Here is a 16,891-nt window from a genome sequence, read left to right on the forward strand (position 1 = left end):
TCCCTTAACAGATGTACTACGATGCGATTTAACCTTCACTTCATCATTTAATAATGAATGATATATCTTCTTTTTTGTTACAATTCATAAAGAAAGCAAGATAATAATATAACTAAAAACCCTTTCCTATTATTTTTTATTGAACGTGTGGCGCATCTCCTGAATTATATAGTTCTTTCGCTTTTTCCTCCCCGAATGTAGTTAAAATATAATGTTGCTCATCTACCGCATCCATCGCTCTAGTCGCTGTACAAGTGTTACCTTCTTGAGCATCCGAGAAATAATTATGATCTTCCACAATTTCACTAAAATCTTTTTTCGCCCATCTATCAGCAATCGCTAAAAGCTCATTTTTTTTCGTAAAGCCACTCTTATTTATGATTTTTTTAATTTTTCAACATTTTTTGAATCATTGGGATGGATCCTGATTTTCGTCCTGCCACTACTTTTTGATGAGTCATGTGATGCATTACTGTAATGACTTCGCTTTCAGTAGAATTTTCAGTGACATACACATCAACGAAGATTCCATCTACCTCTCTTCCTACTATCGTTTGGACTTCTTTTTTATCTATTTGAGCACTCACTTCTTGATCTACTGGATTATCGGCAAGTTCTAACATTCCAAGTGTAACTGCAACAGCAAGAACCCCCGTAACCGCTACTATTCCTAGCCAAGTTAATACTTTATTTTTCATTCCCCTTCTCCCTATCTATACCTATTTAATTCACTTATATGTAATATCACCAAAAACAGGATTTATTTTCCATGATATCAAATAATCTGTTGTTCTCAATAAAATAAAAAGACCAATGAATTCTAATATTCATTGGTCATTGAATAAAAAGTTCATTGGCTTTACATTTAATATCGAGTATAAATTTAAAGAATGATTAAGCTTTACTAAAACTTACATCCCATACTATCTTTACTCTCAGCTAGCCTTATGTTCAAGTCTTAGCTTATCTGCAACCATTGCGATGAACTCTGAGTTCGTAGGTTTTGCTTTTGACATGGATACTGTATAACCGAATAAGGACGAAATAGAATCAATATTTCCTCGACTCCATGCTACTTCAATTGCGTGACGGATTGCACGCTCAACACGGCTTGCTGTTGTATTATATTTTTTTGCGATATCCGGATATAATACTTTCGTAATAGATCCCAGTAATTCGATATCATTGTACACCATAGAGATTGCTTCCCTTAAATACATATACCCTTTAATATGAGCAGGCACACCAATTTCATGAATAATACTCGTAATACTTGCATCTAAGTTTTTCGGTTTTCCATCTATTGTTGTTGCTGATCGGAAAGATGGTAATGGACGTTTAATAGTAGCATTTGCCTTGCCACTCACTTGACGAATATGACTCGTTAAATTCTCCATATCAAATGGTTTTAATATGAAATATGAAGCACCTAAGTCAACTGCTTTTTTCGTCACATCTTCTTGTCCAAATGCTGTTAACATAATTACGCTAGGCTGTCTTAACCTTTCAATATGTCGCATTTTCTCTAGTACAGCTAAACCATCTAAATGTGGCATAATAATGTCTAAAACAAGTACATCCGGCTGCTTATCATTTAATAAATTTAAACACTCTTGACCATTATAAGCAGTACCGATTACTTCCATATCATCTTGAGCAGCTACATAACTCTCTAGCATTGATACTAATTCTTTATTATCATCCACAAGACATACTTTAATTTTCTCCACAGCTTTTCCTCCCTTACCGAATCGATTCTCCGACATGTGTATCCTTCTAGGCTACATGAATTGTTCGACAATTGTGTGAAAATTCCCTTTTAAAGTTTGTTACTTTCCGATAAAATCACAAAAAAATATGTTTATCGTTCATTTATTCCCTTTCGCAACACATTCCATCATAGAAATACAACGAAACGTTCAACCCTTTTCTTTTATTTTACAACAAAAAACACCTCTTGCGGAGCTTTTACAAAATTTCAACGAATTTTTCAACAGAAAAGCGAGCTAATTAATCATTAGCTCGCTTTTCTTTCTTGTTCATAAATGTTAATTCCAGCCTCATGTAACATCCATTCAATATGAACACCATATCCTGATGTTGGATCATTTACAAATACATGTGTAACAGCACCAATTACTTTCCCATTTTGTACAATTGGACTTCCGCTCATGCCTTGTACGATACCACCCGTTTTCGCTAATAAACGTTTGTCTGTTACTTTTATTACCATTCCTTTTGTAGCCGGAAACTTTTGCGGTACTGTACTAACAACTTCAATATCAAACGCTTCCACTTTATCTTTATCAATAACTGTTAATATTTTTGCTGGTCCCTCTTTTACTTGATGAGATAGTGCAATCGGCATTGCTTTATCCATTACGCCATTTGGTATATTTGTATTCAATTTCCCGAATATACCAAATGGACTATTTATTGTAATATTACCAATCACTTCACGATCTGGTGAGAACCTCGCTAACTTCTCTCCTGGATTCCCGTGACTACCTCTTTCAATTGATGTAACTGTCGAACGCATAATTTGTCCATCTTCGACTTGAATCGGCTTTTTCGTATCGTTATCAGAAATAACATGACCAAGTGCCCCATATTTCATAGAATCAGGATGAACAAATGTCATTGTTCCGATTCCAGCTGCCGAATCACGAATATATAACCCAATGCGATAAGACGATTCTCCACTGTCTTTTTGTGGTGTTAACTTAGTACGGATATGTTTTCCATCTCTTAACAAAACAAGATTAAGCGGTTCACCCGTTTCACCACTATTATGAATAAATGGTGCTACATCACTCATTCTTTCAATTGTTTTACCATTAATTTCAGTAATCATATCTCCAATTTCCACACCAGCTGTTTCACCAGGAGATACTTTCCCTTTTTCAGTTTGAATTAAATGATGGCCTACAACAAGTACCCCTTTTGTGTTTAACTTCACACCAATTGATTGTCCACCTGGAATAACTTTAAAATCTTTCAATACTTTCACATTTACTTTTTTCACTGGAAAACCAGCAAGCTGAAACACCATATCTGCTTCACCATTTTGATGAGAATTTACCATAAGTCCTTGTTTTTGTTCATTTGAACTTACTGTAAAAACATGACGATCTGTAGATGAAGCTTTAAAAACTGGTAATGACGCTATTTCCGATTGTTGCCCTTCAAAGACAACAAGTTGCTTCGGAGATGAAACAAACATCCGAAGCGGTTTAAAACACCCAATAAAAACTAAAGAAACAAGGAGACAAAGACCTATTATTTTGCGAAATCTTTCTAATCTCAATTCGTTCACTCTCCTCGCTCCTACCCCACATTCAGCCTCTTGGCTTCACTTTTTAATCTCTCCTTGCAGTGCTTTATTTATAACCGGAAGAATCAAGAAATCATTATTTGAGAAAAAAAGCTATCCATTACTGGATAGCCTCTGCTGTCTGTTTAAAATGATGCGCTTGCGTAAGTAATTCTTTCGCATGTTCTGTCGTTAAATCTGTAATTTCTACACCAGAAATCATTCGAGCTATTTCTGTTACTTTATCCTCCATAGTTAAAACGGTAACTGATGTAATTGTCCGATCATTCGCTACTTGTTTTCGAATAAATAAATGTGAATCCGCCATTGAAGCTACTTGAGGTAAGTGCGTAATACAAAGTACTTGTGAGTTTACTGATACTCGATAAATTTTTTCCGCAATAGCCTGTGCAACTCGACCACTTACACCAGTATCCACTTCATCAAAAATAACAGATGCAACACCTTGATGTTTAGAAAAAATGCTTTTTAAAGCTAAAATAATTCGAGATAACTCTCCGCCAGAAGCGACCTTTGAAAGTGGTTTTAGCGGCTCACCTGGATTTGTTGAAATATAAAATTCCACATGATCGTAGCCATCCGCCGTAAGTCTTACCGGTGCTCCCTCTACAAGAGGCTCTTCAGCATTTCCTACTCTCTTCATAATTCTCACTTCAAATTTTGTTTTTTCCATATACAATTCTTTTAATTCCTGATGAATAGCATTTGTAAGATGCTCTGCAAGCTCATGACGCATATTACTTAACAACGTTGCTTCTTTCAGAATAACACTTTCTAATTCCTTTAACTGCTTCTTCGTCGTTTCAATATGAACGTCTTTATTTTCAATCGTAAAAATTTCTTGTTCAATTTTATCAGCATACGCTAAAATCTCTTCTACAGTATTTCCATATTTTCTCTTTAGCATACGAATTTCATTTAAACGCGTTTCAATTTCATCTAAGCGATTCGGATCATATTCCATCATATCGAGCTTTTCTCTTAGTTGATACGCAACTTCTTCTAATAAGTAATAGCTATTTGCAATTGAATCATGGTTTTCTTGATACACTTCATCTAAATGTGTAATACTTTCCATTTGTCCCATTGCGCTTCGTATATTATCTAATCCTTGTCCATCAGCGCTTAGTGAGCGATATGCATCGCCTAATGCTTTGTAAATTTTTTCGAAATTGGAAATTTGCAATCGTTCTTCAGTTAATTCATTTTCTTCATCCATCTTTAAATCCGCCTTACGGATTTCTTCATGCTGGAATTGAATTAAATCTAAACGATGCGCCATTTGTTGTTCATTTTCACTTAACGATTTTAACTGTTTTTTTAACTTTTCATAGTCAGTGTATACATTTTGATATATACCCAATTGTTTAACAATGCGATCTCCATCAAAATGATCAAGCATAAACATATGACGCTCTTCATTCATTAAATCTTGTGTTTCGTGCTGCCCATGAATATCAACAAGTGTTTTTCCAATTTCCTTTAATATACTAAGGGTAACCAGTTTCCCATTTACACGACATACACTTTTTCCGTTTGCAGCGATATCACGCTTCAAAATAATCATGCCGTCTTCTATTTCTATATCCAATTCTTCTGCCTTTTCAATACACGGATGCTTATCATCTTCTACATAAAATAACCCTTCTATCTCAGCTTTTTCTGTTCCGTATCGAACAAATTCCGCTGAACCACGGCCACCTACAAGTAAACTAATCGCATCAATAATAATCGATTTTCCGGCTCCTGTTTCGCCACTTAAAACCGTTAACCCTTTTTGAAAAGAAATATTTAATGCCTCAATAATAGCAAAGTTTCTAATCGATAATTCCGATAACAATGCCCCATTCACCTCGTTATAAACTAATCCCCTATTAAGGGCTTTTCTCAGTTCTTCATTCAAATAGTCATACTATATGTTTGTATGTATAAATTACTTTTCTAACCGCTCCATTGTACCAAACATTTGTTTTACGGGTCAATCCACCTATTTTCTAATTTTATTCAAAGAAAATATTATATTACAATTAGAAATTCACATTTTTAACCAATAAAAATATCCTGTTCACTTTCCACTTTACAGAGGAAAGCAAACAAGATTTTTTTGTTACAACATATTTAAGAAACGATCAGAGACAACACCTGTATCTTCAGGTGTACGGCAAATAATTAAGCAAGTATCATCACCACAGATGGTTCCGATGATCTCATCCCACTCTAAATGATCAATAAGTGCTCCAAGTGAATGAGCGTTACCAGGCAATGTTTTTAGCACAAGCATATGTCCTGCCGTGTCTAATTTTACAAATGAATCCACTAGATTGCGTTTTAATTTTTGTAACGGGTTAAATCGTTGATCTGCTGGCAAGCTATATTTATAGCGACCATCATGTAATGGCACTTTCACTAAGTGCAGTTCTTTAATATCGCGCGATACTGTTGCTTGCGTTACATTAAATCCCTCATTACGTAAAATATCAACTAATTCATCTTGTGTTTCAATTTCTTTGTTCGCAATAATTTCCCTGATTTTAATATGGCGCTGACCTTTATTCATACATTTGCACCTCACACTATCTCTTACCATAGTTTAAACATTGGTATACTTCACTTATTTATGTTAACTTATAATTCGTTGCTTGTACACAATTGTTTTTACAATCATTATACAATTACAACAAAAAGAGGAACAACATATGTTATTCCCCTTTTCCTTTTTGTTTTAAGACATCATGCGCCTCTGTAACTACTTGCTCAACAGAAACTGGAGAATGATTTTCACCATTCTCGCGTTCACCATGCCATTTCAGATGAATTAAAAATTCAATATTACCATCCCCGCCCGTAATTGGTGAGAATGTTAAACCTTCTACATCGTATCCTTCTTTTATAGCAAAGTCGACAATCATTTCCACGACAGCCTCATGTACTTTTCGATCACGAACGATACCTTTTTTCCCAACTTGCTCTCTCCCAGCTTCAAACTGTGGTTTAATTAATGCCGCTACATCCCCATTAGGCATAAGCATTGTTTTTAAAACCGGCAGTATAAGCTTTAATGATATAAATGAAACATCGATACTAGCAAATTGCGGTAAACCACGGTCTAAGTCTGCTGGTGTCACGTAACGGAAGTTTGTCCGTTCCATTACGACAACACGCTCATCTTGACGCAATTTCCACGCAAGTTGATTGTATCCTACATCTAATGCATAAGATAATTTCGCTCCGTTTTGAAGCGCACAATCTGTGAAGCCACCAGTTGATGAACCAATATCTATCATAACTTTATCTTGTAAATCCAGGTGAAATGTCTCTAATGCCTTTTCAAGTTTATAACCACCACGGCTTACATACGGCATAACTTGTCCCTTCACCGTAATCTCCGTATCTTGTGGGATCTTCTCTCCTGGCTTATCAAGTCTCATCTCATTCGCATATACAAGTCCGGCCATAACGGCGCGTTTTGCTTTCTCACGTGTTTCTATAAGTCCTCGCTCTACTAATAGTACATCTACTCTTTCTTTTTTTGCACTCATTTGTTACGCCCTTTTTTGTTTTGATGGAATCATTGTATGAATACGGTCTACAACAGCATCTGTCGTTAAACCAATTTCTTCTAATAATTTTGTTACACTACCGTGCTCTATGAAACGGTCTGGAATACCCATTCTTTCAACTAACGCACTATGGTACCCGTTCTCAGACGCAAATTCAACTACTCCCGTTCCAAAACCACCAATTAAGCAAGCTTCTTCAATCGTTAAAATCGGTATATTTTTCCCTAAGAGATCATGTAAATATGCTTCATCCATCGGTTTAATAAAGCGTGCGTTCACTACTTTCACTGAAACTCCAGCCTTTTCAAGACGCTCAGCTGCTTCCATTGCCATTGGTATTGTCGTACCGAATGTTAAAATAGCCGCTTGTGTACCTTCTTTTAACGTTTCCCATGAACCGATTGGAATCGCCTTTAATTCTTCATCCATATGAACGCCAAGTCCATTACCGCGCGCATAACGTAATGCGATTGGTCCATCTTCATATTGCATCGCCGTATATACTAAATGTTGCCCTTCATTTTCATCTTTCGGCATCATAAGTACCATATTCGGCAAATGACGTAAGAATGAAATATCAAACACACCTTGATGCGTTTCACCATCTGCTCCTACTAAACCAGAGCGATCGATTCCGATGAAGACATTTAAATTTTGGCGGCATATATCATGAACAACTTGGTCATACGCTCTTTGTAAGAATGTTGAATAAATCGCTAAGAATGGCTTCATACCTTGCGTTGCCATACCCGCTGCCATTGTTGTAGCATGCTGTTCTGCAATACCTACATCAATCATACGATCCGGGAATTCTTTTTGGAATTTCTCAAGTTTCGATCCAACAGGCATTGCAGGTGTAATTGCAACGATACGCTCATCCGTTCTCGCTAGCTTAAGTACTGTATCACTAACAACAGCACTCCATGCTGGTGCAACTTCTTTCGGTTTAACGAAGTCACCTGATTCAATTTTATAAGGTCCTGTTCCATGCCAAGTTCCAATAACATCACTCTCAGCTGGTTTATAACCTTTTCCTTTTTTCGTAATAACATGAACAAGCACTGGGCCTTTTGTTTTCTTTGCATATTGCAACGTTTCGAATAACTTTTCATAATCATGCCCATCAACTGGACCTAAATATGTAAAGCCTAATTCTTCGAAAAAGACACCGGATACTAGTAAATATTTAAGACTATCTTTTATTTTCTCTGCTGTCGCAGCAACTTTCCCACCGACTGCTGGGATTTTCTTCAATATATACTCTAGTTCATCTTTTACCCAATGGTATTTCCCAGCGGTACGTAGACGTCCAAGCACATTATGAAGCGCACCAACGTTTGGTGCAATTGACATTTCATTATCATTCAAAATAACAATCATGTCTGTTTTTTCATGTCCAATATGGTTCAATGCCTCTAAAGCCATTCCACCTGTTAGAGCACCATCTCCAATGATTGGTATAACATATTCTTTCGTTTTCTTTAAATCACGTGCTAGAGCCATTCCCATTGCAGCAGATAATGATGTCGAGCTATGGCCAGTTTCCCATACATCGTGCTCACTCTCGCAACGTTTCGGAAAACCACATAGGCCTTGATATTGCCTTAATGTACCGAATTCCTTTGCACGTCCTGTTAAAATTTTATGTACATAGGATTGATGTCCTACGTCCCATAAAAATTTATCTTTCGGACTATCAAATAATTTATGCAGAGCAATTGTGAGTTCTACTACACCTAAATTAGGTGCAATATGTCCACCTGTTTGAGAGAGCTCTTCAATTAAAAACTTACGAATATCCTCACTCAATCCCTCTAGTTCACCGATAGACATATCTTTCAAAAAACTAGGGTTTTGAATTTGCGTTAGATCCATATGGATCACTCACTTTCATTTCATAATCTGTCAACATGTCAAATATTATAAAAAACATTTACACAAAACAAGAAATTCTCTTTTTTTATTTTTCACCTTGTCCTGCTATTAACCAGTCTATTGCGCCCTAATCCTATTATAAACCATATTTCTTTAGGCGATGAAAAAAATAGCCGCTAACACGAAGTGATAACGGCAATGTAATCTACATATATTTTTGCCAATAACAAGAAAAGAAAAACCTTTTCCTACATTTATATCATAAAATGATGAATGACTCAACAAATGGAAACGCTGTTATATTAGTTATTACGTTTTGCAATCAAATCGCAAATAGATAGTAAATATTCATCTTGTAATTGCAAGGAACCAATAGCATCTTTTGCTTTTGCAATTGTATCTTCTAAAATATCCTTTGCTCTATCTACAGTAAATAACGTCGTATATGTGCTCTTTTCGTTGGAAACATCACTACCAATCGGTTTTCCAATCTCTTCTTCGGTCCCTTCCACATCTAGAATATCATCTCGAATTTGGAACGCTAGGCCGATATATTTCGCAAACGCAAGTAACTTTTCTTCTTGTTCTTCTGTGGCATCAGAAAGTATCGATCCGGCAAGTACAGCAAATTCAAGTAGTTTCCCAGTCTTATGCTTATGAATATACTCCAACTCATCAATCGTAAGCTGTTTCCCTTCAGCTTCCATATCTGCCACTTGTCCGCCAACCATTCCTTCTGGCCCTGCCGCTTTTGCAAGCTCAAGTACAAGTCTTACTTTTTTTTCAGCAGAGATTTCCTTTTGTTCATATGCCATAATAACTTGAAAAGCATACGTCAACAAACCATCGCCTGCTAAAACTGCCATCGCTTCACCAAATACTTTATGATTTGTGGGCTTCCCTCTTCTTAAATCATCATCATCCATACAAGGTAAATCATCATGAACTAACGAGTATGTATGTATCATTTCAAGAGCACAAGCTGCACCTACTCCAAGATTTCTTTCTTTACCAAACGCTTGTAATGTCGCAAATAAAAGTAACGGGCGGAGACGCTTTCCACCCGCTTCCAAAGAATATGCCATCGCTTCACGAAGTACATTTGGACATTGTAATTCATTTGCATAGCTTACAAGCTTCTCTTCTACGAAAGTTTTACTTTCTTTCAAAAAAGTATCAAAAGCAACAGTCACTATGCTTCATCTCCTAAAGCAGTAAACGGTTCAAGCTCTCCATCTTCCCCAAGAATTACTGCCATTTGTTCTTGTACGTTCTTCAACTTCTCATCACAAAGCTTTGATAATTCCATACCTTCTTTAAAATAAGAAATTGCTTCTTCTAAAGGTACGTCACCTTGCTCTAGCTTAGAAACGAGATGCTCAAGTTGCGAAATTGCCTCTTCAAAGCTTAATTTATTTTCCATTATTCAATTCACGCTCCTCTATGCCTGATACGCTACAATCTAGTATTCCATCTTGTAATTGAACTGAAACAGCATCTCCAAGGCTGACATCTTTCACACTTTTTAACACTTGCTTCTCTTCATCATATACAAGCCCATACCCTCTCATCATTACTTTGAGCGGACTTAACGCTTCAAGTTTTTGAGCAACTCTTACAAAGGCAAATTCTTTCGTTTGAAGTAATGTTTGCATTTCACGTTGCAATTGCTTTTGCAATGTTTCAACCGCTACCTTTGTTTGTATAATTTTTTGAGCTGGGTGGTGCTTTTCTAAATAAAATGAAAGTTGTTTTAACTGATTTAACTTTTTATCAATATAACGCTCTTTCGCTAAAACAAGCTGTTCTAACGCTCTATCTAATTGCTCTTCTTTTTGCTCATATACTTGTCTTGGATAACGGAATGCATAAGATTTTTGCAATACTTGTAGTTTTTCTTCTTTTTTATGTACTAACTCTCTCATTGCTCTTTGCAATCTTAGAGTTCTTTGTAATACCTTTTCTTGTAACTCTATAATGTTAGGCGCTGCCAGCTCAGCTGCTGCAGTCGGTGTTGGCGCACGTAAATCGGCAACAAAATCCGCAATTGTAAAGTCCGTTTCATGACCTACTGCCGAAATAATAGGGATCTCACTCTTAAAGATTGCCCTTGCAACCATTTCTTCATTAAACGCCCATAATTCCTCAATAGAGCCTCCCCCGCGCCCAACGATTAGGACATCTATCTCTCCCATTTCATTCGCTGTACGAATCGCTTGTACAATTGAGGGAGCTGCTGACTCCCCCTGTACAAGTACCGGAAACACAATAATATTTCCAATTGGATAACGACGTTTAATCGTTGTTATAATATCACGAATCGCAGCTCCTGTTGGCGACGTAATCACACCTATTGTTTTAGCATAAGGAGGAATTGTTTTTTTATAAACTTGAGAAAACAAACCTTCTTCCTCTAAACGAACCTTCAATTGTTCATAAGCTAAATGCAGGTTTCCGATTCCGTCCGGCTGCATGTCTTGAATATAAATTTGATAAGAACCGCTCGCCTCGTAAACGGAAATTTTCCCTTTCACAAGTACCTTCATCCCATTTTCAGGTCTGAATTTAATATTGCGATTATGACCCGCAAACATAACCGCTGCGATTCTTGCATTTTCATCTTTCAATGTAAAATACATATGACCACGGCTATGATTTTTAAAATTGGAAATTTCACCTTTTAACCAAACAGACTGCAAATGCGGGTCATATTCTATTTTTGTTTTTATATAGCGTGTTAACGCTGTAACGGTTAAATATTGTTTCTCCATTTCTCTCTCCTCATAGCCGACTCAAATTATTTACAAACGACACCTGCACGTTTAGCAGATTCTACAGTATTATGAAGAAGCATTGTGATCGTCATTGGACCAACACCCTTTGGCACAGGTGTAATGTAGCCTGCAACGTCTAACACGTTGTCAAAATCAACATCACCACAAAGTTTCCCTGTTTCTAAACGGTTTACACCAACGTCGATTACAACCGCTCCTTCTTTCATATAATCAGCTGTGATCATCTTAGGTCGTCCAACTGCTACGATTAAAATATCAGCTAACTTCGTTAACTCTTTCATATTTTGCGTCTTAGAATGACAGTATGTGACAGTTGCATTTTCATTTAAGAACAATTGTCCCACTGGCTTGCCGACAATATTACTCCTTCCAATTACTACAACATGTTTTCCCGAGATATCAAGATTTGTTTCTTTTACTAATTCTACAATACCGTGCGGTGTACATGGAAGGAATGTATCTTGTCCCGTCATCATACGTCCCACGCTGATTGGGTGAAATCCATCTACATCTTTTTCTGGTGAAATTCTTTCAATGATAGCTTTTTCTTCAATATGTTTTGGTAAAGGTAATTGTACTAATATGCCATTAATGCGATCATCGCCATTTAAGCGATCGATTTCAGCAAGCAAACGCTCCTCAGTAATTGTTTCAGGAAGTTCAATTAGCTCTGAATAGATTCCTACTTGTTCACAGCCCTTTTCTTTTCCTTTTACATAAGAACGAGATGCTGGATCTTCTCCAACTAGAATAACTGCTAATCCTGGTACAATCCCTTGCTCTTTCAACTTCACAACTTCTTCTGTTAATTGTGCTCGTTTTTTCTCCGCAACTTCATTTCCTTTGATGATTACTGCTACCATTTTAAGATTCCCCCTTAAAGAAATTACAGTGTATCTTTTATATTAGATAAAACGCCGTTAATAAAACGACGAGATTCCTCATCCCCAAATGTTTTAGCAATTTCAATCGCTTCGTTAATTGTTACGTTGTGTGGAATTTCTTCCATGTATTTCATTTCATACACAGCTACACGTAAAATACTGCGATCAACAATACTAATACGCTCCAGCTTCCATTTTTTTAAGTTTTGACGAATCGCTTCATCAATGACTTCTTTATTTTCTACAAAACCTACTACAAGTGATTCCAAAAACTCATTTGTTTCTTCACCTTCATCTAGCGTGTTTTCCACCGCTACTTTCGGTTCTAATTCACCTGTAATATCCATTTGGTATAATGCTTGCATCGCTCTTTCTCTAGCCGTCCTACGTTTCATTGTAACTCTCCTTTATGCTTCAAGTCTTTCCTTATGCTTTGTTATATTATTATAATTTATAAGCCGTCAATTCACTTACTCTTACAGTTTTCATTGATTTTCCAACCTTATAATACAATGATAATAACACAATTTATCGTTTCACACACGGGTTACAAGGCTGAAAAATAATAAAAAGATTAACTTCAAGTTCCATATCTTATCACAATGTACGTTTTTTGGAAAAACGAAACATTTCCTTTTTGATTTCTTATTTTTTGAAATAGTATAATAATTAGTGGGTTTTAATTTGTGAAGAAATGAAACGATAAAAAAGGTGCCTATGTTACTAGGCACCTTTTTCATTCTTACACTGGTTCGATTTCTGTTTTTTGTGTTTCGAATGTTACGCCAACGATGTGAACATTCACTTCTTTTGGCTCAAGCCCTGTCATTGTAAAGAGTGCCTGGCGAATGTTGTCTTGAATCTTTTGTGCAACAACTGGAATTGCTACGCCAAAGTACATCACAACATAAAGGTCAACGATAATATCTTCGTTTGCTAATTCAACCTTTACACCTTTACCATGATTTTTCTTACCTAACTTCTCAACAACATCTGTAGCAAAATTACCACGCATTGCCGCTACACCTTCTACCTCAGCAGCTGCAATACCTGCGATTACTTCAATTACTTCTGGTGCAATTTCTACTTTACCAAGAGTTGTATCTTGACCCATATCTAACATATGTTCAGCCATGAAAAAAACCTCCTTTAATGTATCACTGCGTCACAAGTTCATGCTCTTCCAAAAATTTCGTATTAAACTCACCTTTTACAAAATCAGGATGATCTAGCAATTGCAAATGGAACGGGATTGTTGTATGTACGCCTTCAATGACAAACTCACTGAGTGCACGCTTCATTTTTGCAATTGCCTCTTCACGTGTTTTTCCGTGAACAATTAATTTAGCAACCATCGAATCATAGAAAGGTGGGATTGAATATCCCGGATATACAGCTGAATCGACGCGAATACCAAATCCGCCTGGTGGCAAGTACATTTCTACTTTACCTGGAGATGGCATAAATTTTTTGGCAGGGTTTTCCGCATTAATTCGGCATTCAATTGCCCAACCATTAAATTGTACTTCTTCTTGCTGTAACGATAACTTTTCTCCAGAAGCAACACGAATTTGTTCTTTAATTAAATCCATCCCTGTTACCATTTCAGTAACTGGATGCTCAACTTGAATTCTCGTATTCATCTCCATGAAATAAAAGCTTTTCGTTCTATATTCATAAATAAACTCAACCGTACCAGCACCTGTATAATCAACCGCTACCGCCGCTTTAACTGCCGCCTCACCCATCTGCTTACGAACATTTTCATCAAGTGCAGGTGATGGACTTTCTTCTAGTAGTTTTTGCAAGCGGCGCTGAATTGTACAATCACGCTCTCCTAAATGAATGGCATTTCCGTGTGTATCTGCCATTATTTGAATCTCAACATGGCGGAAATCTTCAACGTACTTTTCTAAGTATACACCAGGGTTCCCAAAAGCGGTACTAGCTTCTTGCTGTGTAATTTGAATTCCTTTTACAAGCTCTTCTTCATGGCGTGCGACACGAATACCTTTTCCGCCGCCACCTGCAGTCGCTTTAATAATAACTGGATATCCAATTTGATTAGCAAGCTCGATCGCTTCTTCGGTATTTTTAATAATCCCTTGTGAACCTGGTACAATCGGAACCCCTGCTTCTTTCATTGTATCACGAGCAACGTCTTTTGTGCCCATCTTTGAAATAGCTTCTGGACTTGGACCGATAAAAATCAAGTTACATTCACGGCATAACTCTGCAAAATCGGCATTCTCTGCTAAAAATCCGTATCCCGGATGAATAGCATCACAGCCTGTTAACTTCGCAACACTAATAATGTTCGTCAAATTTAAATAGCTTTCTTTCGAAATCGTTGGCCCTACACAATACGCCTCATCAGCAATTTGTACGTGAAGTGACTCTTTATCTGCTTCTGAATAAATTGCGACTGTTTCAATATCCATTTCTTTACAAGCACGAATAATTCGTACAGCAATTTCCCCACGATTGGCTATTAATACTTTTTTTATCATCACTAAGACTCCCTTATTACGCTTTTACAAGAAATAGCGGTTGTCCATACTCCACAAGTTGTCCATTATTAACAAGAATTTCAACAATTTCACCGTCTACATCAGCATCGATTTCGTTAAATAATTTCATAGCCTCGACAATGCATACGATAGAATCTTTCGATACTCTATCCCCTACACTTACATATGCAGGTGTATCCGGCGAAGAAGAAGAATAGAATGTACCTACCATTGGTGATGTAATTTTATGTAGGTTTTCATTTTGAACAGCTTTTTTCTCTTCTTGTTTTGGTACTTCCACTTGTGCTGCCGCTACTGTTGTTTCAACTTCAACAGGTGCTACTGGTTGCACGACTTGTTTTGCTACAGGTGCTTGCACAGCAACTACTTCATTGCCACGCTTTTTCATTTTGATTGTCGTACCATCTTTTTTGTATTCAAATTCATCAATATTAGAGCTATCAATTAATTTAATTAATTCACGAACTTCTTGAATTTTAAACATGTAAAATCCACTCCCATACTCTTGTTTGTCCCGTTTTTACAGATTCTCGCCATTAAAACTAGATTGACTGTAAAAATACGATGTACTCTATTAGAAAATGCATTTCATTTACTAATAGAAATAATTGCTATTTCCATCTTACGATAAATTTTTTAAACATTCCAATTTATATTTCTTTATAATAAATCGAAACTCCTGTAAAAATATTATTTCAATAAAAAATTTATTACCTAGTAATAATACCAAGTTTCACACAAAATTGGCAAGACCACTTCCTAAAAAACATTCCTTACTTTTTTCAAAATACTACAAAGTAAACATATCATTACCGCTCCACTCTTCACTTCATCTATAGTCAATAACATATTTTTACCAAATATTATTTTTTTGTTTACACCCCGTTCATCATTCCTTCATATAAGAATAGTATGTTCAAAGTGTAGAAAATATATCGTATCGAGGTGTGGACATATGATATGGCTCATTCTCTTCTTACCTGCCGTAATGGTCTGGGCATTCGTTCTTTTCATCCACGTCAAATCCGGAAAAAGTAATCATCGTTACCATGAACCGCTAATCTTTTACTCACAACGTATTTCTCCGTTCCGAGTTGAACATAGTAAAAACAACTACAAAGACGAAACGGAAAAAAGCTATCGAAAATGATAGCTTTTTTCTATTATTATTTTTATCTAACTATTTTCAAACAATCCAATTCGTAAAAACTAATAATCCACGGAGGATTTCCCCGCGGATTATTAGTTTTATTTTGTTGGTGGATCAAATTTCACACCTACATCTTTTGAGCCGCCTTCACTTCTTACAAGCTGTATAATTTTATTCGCTTCTTTTTGTGAATGCTTTGCTGCTTTCACAGTTACTCTAATGTCAGTTCCATCAGCTCTTACAAGAGCATCTTTATATCCTCCTTGAGACTTAATTACTGTCTCAAGTAATTCTTGCTTCGTTTCCATTGTAGTAATTGCATCAAAATTATCTTTCGCTTTACTCTTTTCTGTTGCTGAAGATTTTGCTGAATTCATCACTTCTTGTAATCTTGATTTTTCTTCACTTCGCTGATCTTCCATTTGCATACGTAATGCTGTGAAATTTTCATCACTTGATTGAACTGTTACGTTAGCATCTTTTTTACTTGTTTCTTTGTTAGCACTCTCTTTTTTGTCTGTTTCTTTATTTGTTTCTTTATTTGATGTTTCCTTGCTTGTAGTTTCTTTTTTTGGCGTTTCTTTCGGTGCTTCATTTGTTACTGCTTTATCAGTACCTTGTTTTTCTTGTCCAATCTTTTCACCTGTTGCCGGCGATGCAGTATTCATTTTGTCAGGAGTTGTTACGTAATAAACAGATAGTACAACAACTAAACTTAACATCGTTAATAACCAAACCGTTTGTTTTTTTAACACTTTATTT

16 protein-coding genes and 1 pseudogene are annotated in these 16,891 nt (G+C 36.3%); 1 reads left to right on the plus strand and 16 read right to left on the minus strand.

Annotated elements, in window-relative coordinates; translation table 11 throughout:
• Positions 1-136: 136 nt before the first annotated feature.
• The 15 genes and pseudogenes from PDL00_RS11395 to accB all read right to left on the minus strand — a co-directional run bounded on the left by PDL00_RS11395 (position 137) and on the right by accB (position 15,463).
• Positions 137-698: pseudogene (locus tag PDL00_RS11395) on the minus strand (PRK06770 family protein).
• A 237-nt stretch (positions 699-935) separates the two neighbouring features.
• Complete coding sequence (spo0A, locus tag PDL00_RS11400; RefSeq protein ID WP_033656399.1) at positions 936-1,730, minus strand: sporulation transcription factor Spo0A; 795 nt, start codon at positions 1,728-1,730, stop codon at positions 936-938.
• A gap of 287 nt (positions 1,731-2,017) precedes the next feature.
• Positions 2,018-3,316 (minus strand): SpoIVB peptidase, encoded by a 1,299-nt coding sequence (gene spoIVB / locus PDL00_RS11405; protein WP_270729071.1) that lies wholly within the window; start codon positions 3,314-3,316, stop codon positions 2,018-2,020.
• Between the two features lie 118 nt (positions 3,317-3,434).
• The gene (gene recN, locus PDL00_RS11410) at positions 3,435-5,174 is read right to left on the minus strand and encodes a DNA repair protein RecN (RefSeq protein WP_242256053.1); all 1,740 of its coding nucleotides are present in this window, start codon (positions 5,172-5,174) and stop codon (positions 3,435-3,437) included.
• A 267-nt stretch (positions 5,175-5,441) separates the two neighbouring features.
• Positions 5,442-5,891, minus strand: coding sequence for an arginine repressor ArgR (gene argR, locus PDL00_RS11415; RefSeq protein ID WP_001032581.1), 450 nt, complete (start codon positions 5,889-5,891; stop codon positions 5,442-5,444).
• 142 nt (positions 5,892-6,033) lie between these two features.
• On the minus strand, positions 6,034-6,873 hold the full coding sequence (locus PDL00_RS11420; protein ID WP_061677472.1) for a TlyA family RNA methyltransferase: 840 nt from the start codon (positions 6,871-6,873) through the stop codon (positions 6,034-6,036).
• A gap of 3 nt (positions 6,874-6,876) precedes the next feature.
• Positions 6,877-8,769, minus strand: a complete 1,893-nt coding sequence (gene dxs, locus PDL00_RS11425) for a 1-deoxy-D-xylulose-5-phosphate synthase (RefSeq protein ID WP_000366438.1) — start codon at positions 8,767-8,769, stop codon at positions 6,877-6,879.
• A gap of 302 nt (positions 8,770-9,071) precedes the next feature.
• Positions 9,072-9,962 (minus strand): (2E,6E)-farnesyl diphosphate synthase, encoded by an 891-nt coding sequence (gene ispA, locus PDL00_RS11430; protein ID WP_242256055.1) that lies wholly within the window; start codon positions 9,960-9,962, stop codon positions 9,072-9,074.
• On the minus strand, positions 9,962-10,192 hold the full coding sequence (gene xseB, locus PDL00_RS11435; protein ID WP_000428423.1) for an exodeoxyribonuclease VII small subunit: 231 nt from the start codon (positions 10,190-10,192) through the stop codon (positions 9,962-9,964). The genes ispA and xseB overlap by 1 nt, the downstream gene beginning before the upstream one ends.
• The gene (gene xseA / locus PDL00_RS11440) at positions 10,182-11,540 is read right to left on the minus strand and encodes an exodeoxyribonuclease VII large subunit (RefSeq protein ID WP_242256057.1); all 1,359 of its coding nucleotides are present in this window, start codon (positions 11,538-11,540) and stop codon (positions 10,182-10,184) included. The genes xseB and xseA overlap by 11 nt, the downstream gene beginning before the upstream one ends.
• Before the next feature lie 26 nt (positions 11,541-11,566).
• On the minus strand, positions 11,567-12,427 hold the full coding sequence (gene folD / locus PDL00_RS11445; RefSeq protein ID WP_042875514.1) for a bifunctional methylenetetrahydrofolate dehydrogenase/methenyltetrahydrofolate cyclohydrolase FolD: 861 nt from the start codon (positions 12,425-12,427) through the stop codon (positions 11,567-11,569).
• A 23-nt stretch (positions 12,428-12,450) separates the two neighbouring features.
• A complete protein-coding gene (nusB, locus tag PDL00_RS11450; RefSeq protein WP_000830249.1) occupies positions 12,451-12,843 on the minus strand; it encodes a N utilization substance protein NusB in 393 nt (130 codons plus the stop codon).
• Between the two features lie 347 nt (positions 12,844-13,190).
• Positions 13,191-13,583: an Asp23/Gls24 family envelope stress response protein gene (locus PDL00_RS11455; RefSeq protein ID WP_000807630.1), complete on the minus strand. Its 393-nt coding sequence runs from the start codon at positions 13,581-13,583 to the stop codon at positions 13,191-13,193.
• A 22-nt stretch (positions 13,584-13,605) separates the two neighbouring features.
• Positions 13,606-14,958, minus strand: a complete 1,353-nt coding sequence (gene accC / locus PDL00_RS11460; RefSeq protein ID WP_061677463.1) for an acetyl-CoA carboxylase biotin carboxylase subunit — start codon at positions 14,956-14,958, stop codon at positions 13,606-13,608.
• Positions 14,959-14,974: 16 nt separating this feature from the next.
• Positions 14,975-15,463, minus strand: coding sequence for an acetyl-CoA carboxylase biotin carboxyl carrier protein (gene accB / locus PDL00_RS11465; RefSeq protein ID WP_000472874.1), 489 nt, complete (start codon positions 15,461-15,463; stop codon positions 14,975-14,977).
• Between the two features lie 471 nt (positions 15,464-15,934).
• On the opposite strand from accB, the gene PDL00_RS11470 reads away from it, so the two are divergent.
• Positions 15,935-16,129: a hypothetical protein gene (locus PDL00_RS11470; protein WP_033678013.1), complete on the plus strand. Its 195-nt coding sequence runs from the start codon at positions 15,935-15,937 to the stop codon at positions 16,127-16,129.
• A gap of 98 nt (positions 16,130-16,227) precedes the next feature.
• Here PDL00_RS11470 and PDL00_RS11475 read toward each other — a convergent pair whose 3' ends face one another.
• Entirely contained in the window at positions 16,228-16,884 is a 657-nt protein-coding gene (locus tag PDL00_RS11475) for a SpoIIIAH-like family protein (protein ID WP_098585268.1), read from the minus strand.
• Positions 16,885-16,891 lie beyond the last annotated feature (7 nt).

It is taken from the genome of Bacillus cereus group sp. TH152-1LC, assembly GCF_027710505.1.
Taxonomy (GTDB): Bacteria; Bacillota; Bacilli; order Bacillales; family Bacillaceae_G; genus Bacillus_A; species Bacillus_A mobilis.

Coding starts and splice junctions, on each gene's coding strand:
- argR (WP_001032581.1), bottom strand. CDS start 5,891: ATGAATAAAGGTCAGCGCCATATTAAAATCAGGGAAATTATTGCGAAC.
- PDL00_RS11420 (WP_061677472.1), bottom strand. CDS start 6,873: ATGAGTGCAAAAAAAGAAAGAGTAGATGTACTATTAGTAGAGCGAGGA.
- dxs (WP_000366438.1), bottom strand. CDS start 8,769: ATGGATCTAACGCAAATTCAAAACCCTAGTTTTTTGAAAGATATGTCT.
- xseB (WP_000428423.1), bottom strand. CDS start 10,192: ATGGAAAATAAATTAAGCTTTGAAGAGGCAATTTCGCAACTTGAGCAT.
- xseA (WP_242256057.1), bottom strand. CDS start 11,540: ATGGAGAAACAATATTTAACCGTTACAGCGTTAACACGCTATATAAAA.
- folD (WP_042875514.1), bottom strand. CDS start 12,427: ATGGTAGCAGTAATCATCAAAGGAAATGAAGTTGCGGAGAAAAAACGA.
- nusB (WP_000830249.1), bottom strand. CDS start 12,843: ATGAAACGTAGGACGGCTAGAGAAAGAGCGATGCAAGCATTATACCAA.
- PDL00_RS11455 (WP_000807630.1), bottom strand. CDS start 13,583: ATGGCTGAACATATGTTAGATATGGGTCAAGATACAACTCTTGGTAAA.
- accC (WP_061677463.1), bottom strand. CDS start 14,958: ATGATAAAAAAAGTATTAATAGCCAATCGTGGGGAAATTGCTGTACGA.
- accB (WP_000472874.1), bottom strand. CDS start 15,463: ATGTTTAAAATTCAAGAAGTTCGTGAATTAATTAAATTAATTGATAGC.
- PDL00_RS11470 (WP_033678013.1), top strand. CDS start 15,935: ATGATATGGCTCATTCTCTTCTTACCTGCCGTAATGGTCTGGGCATTC.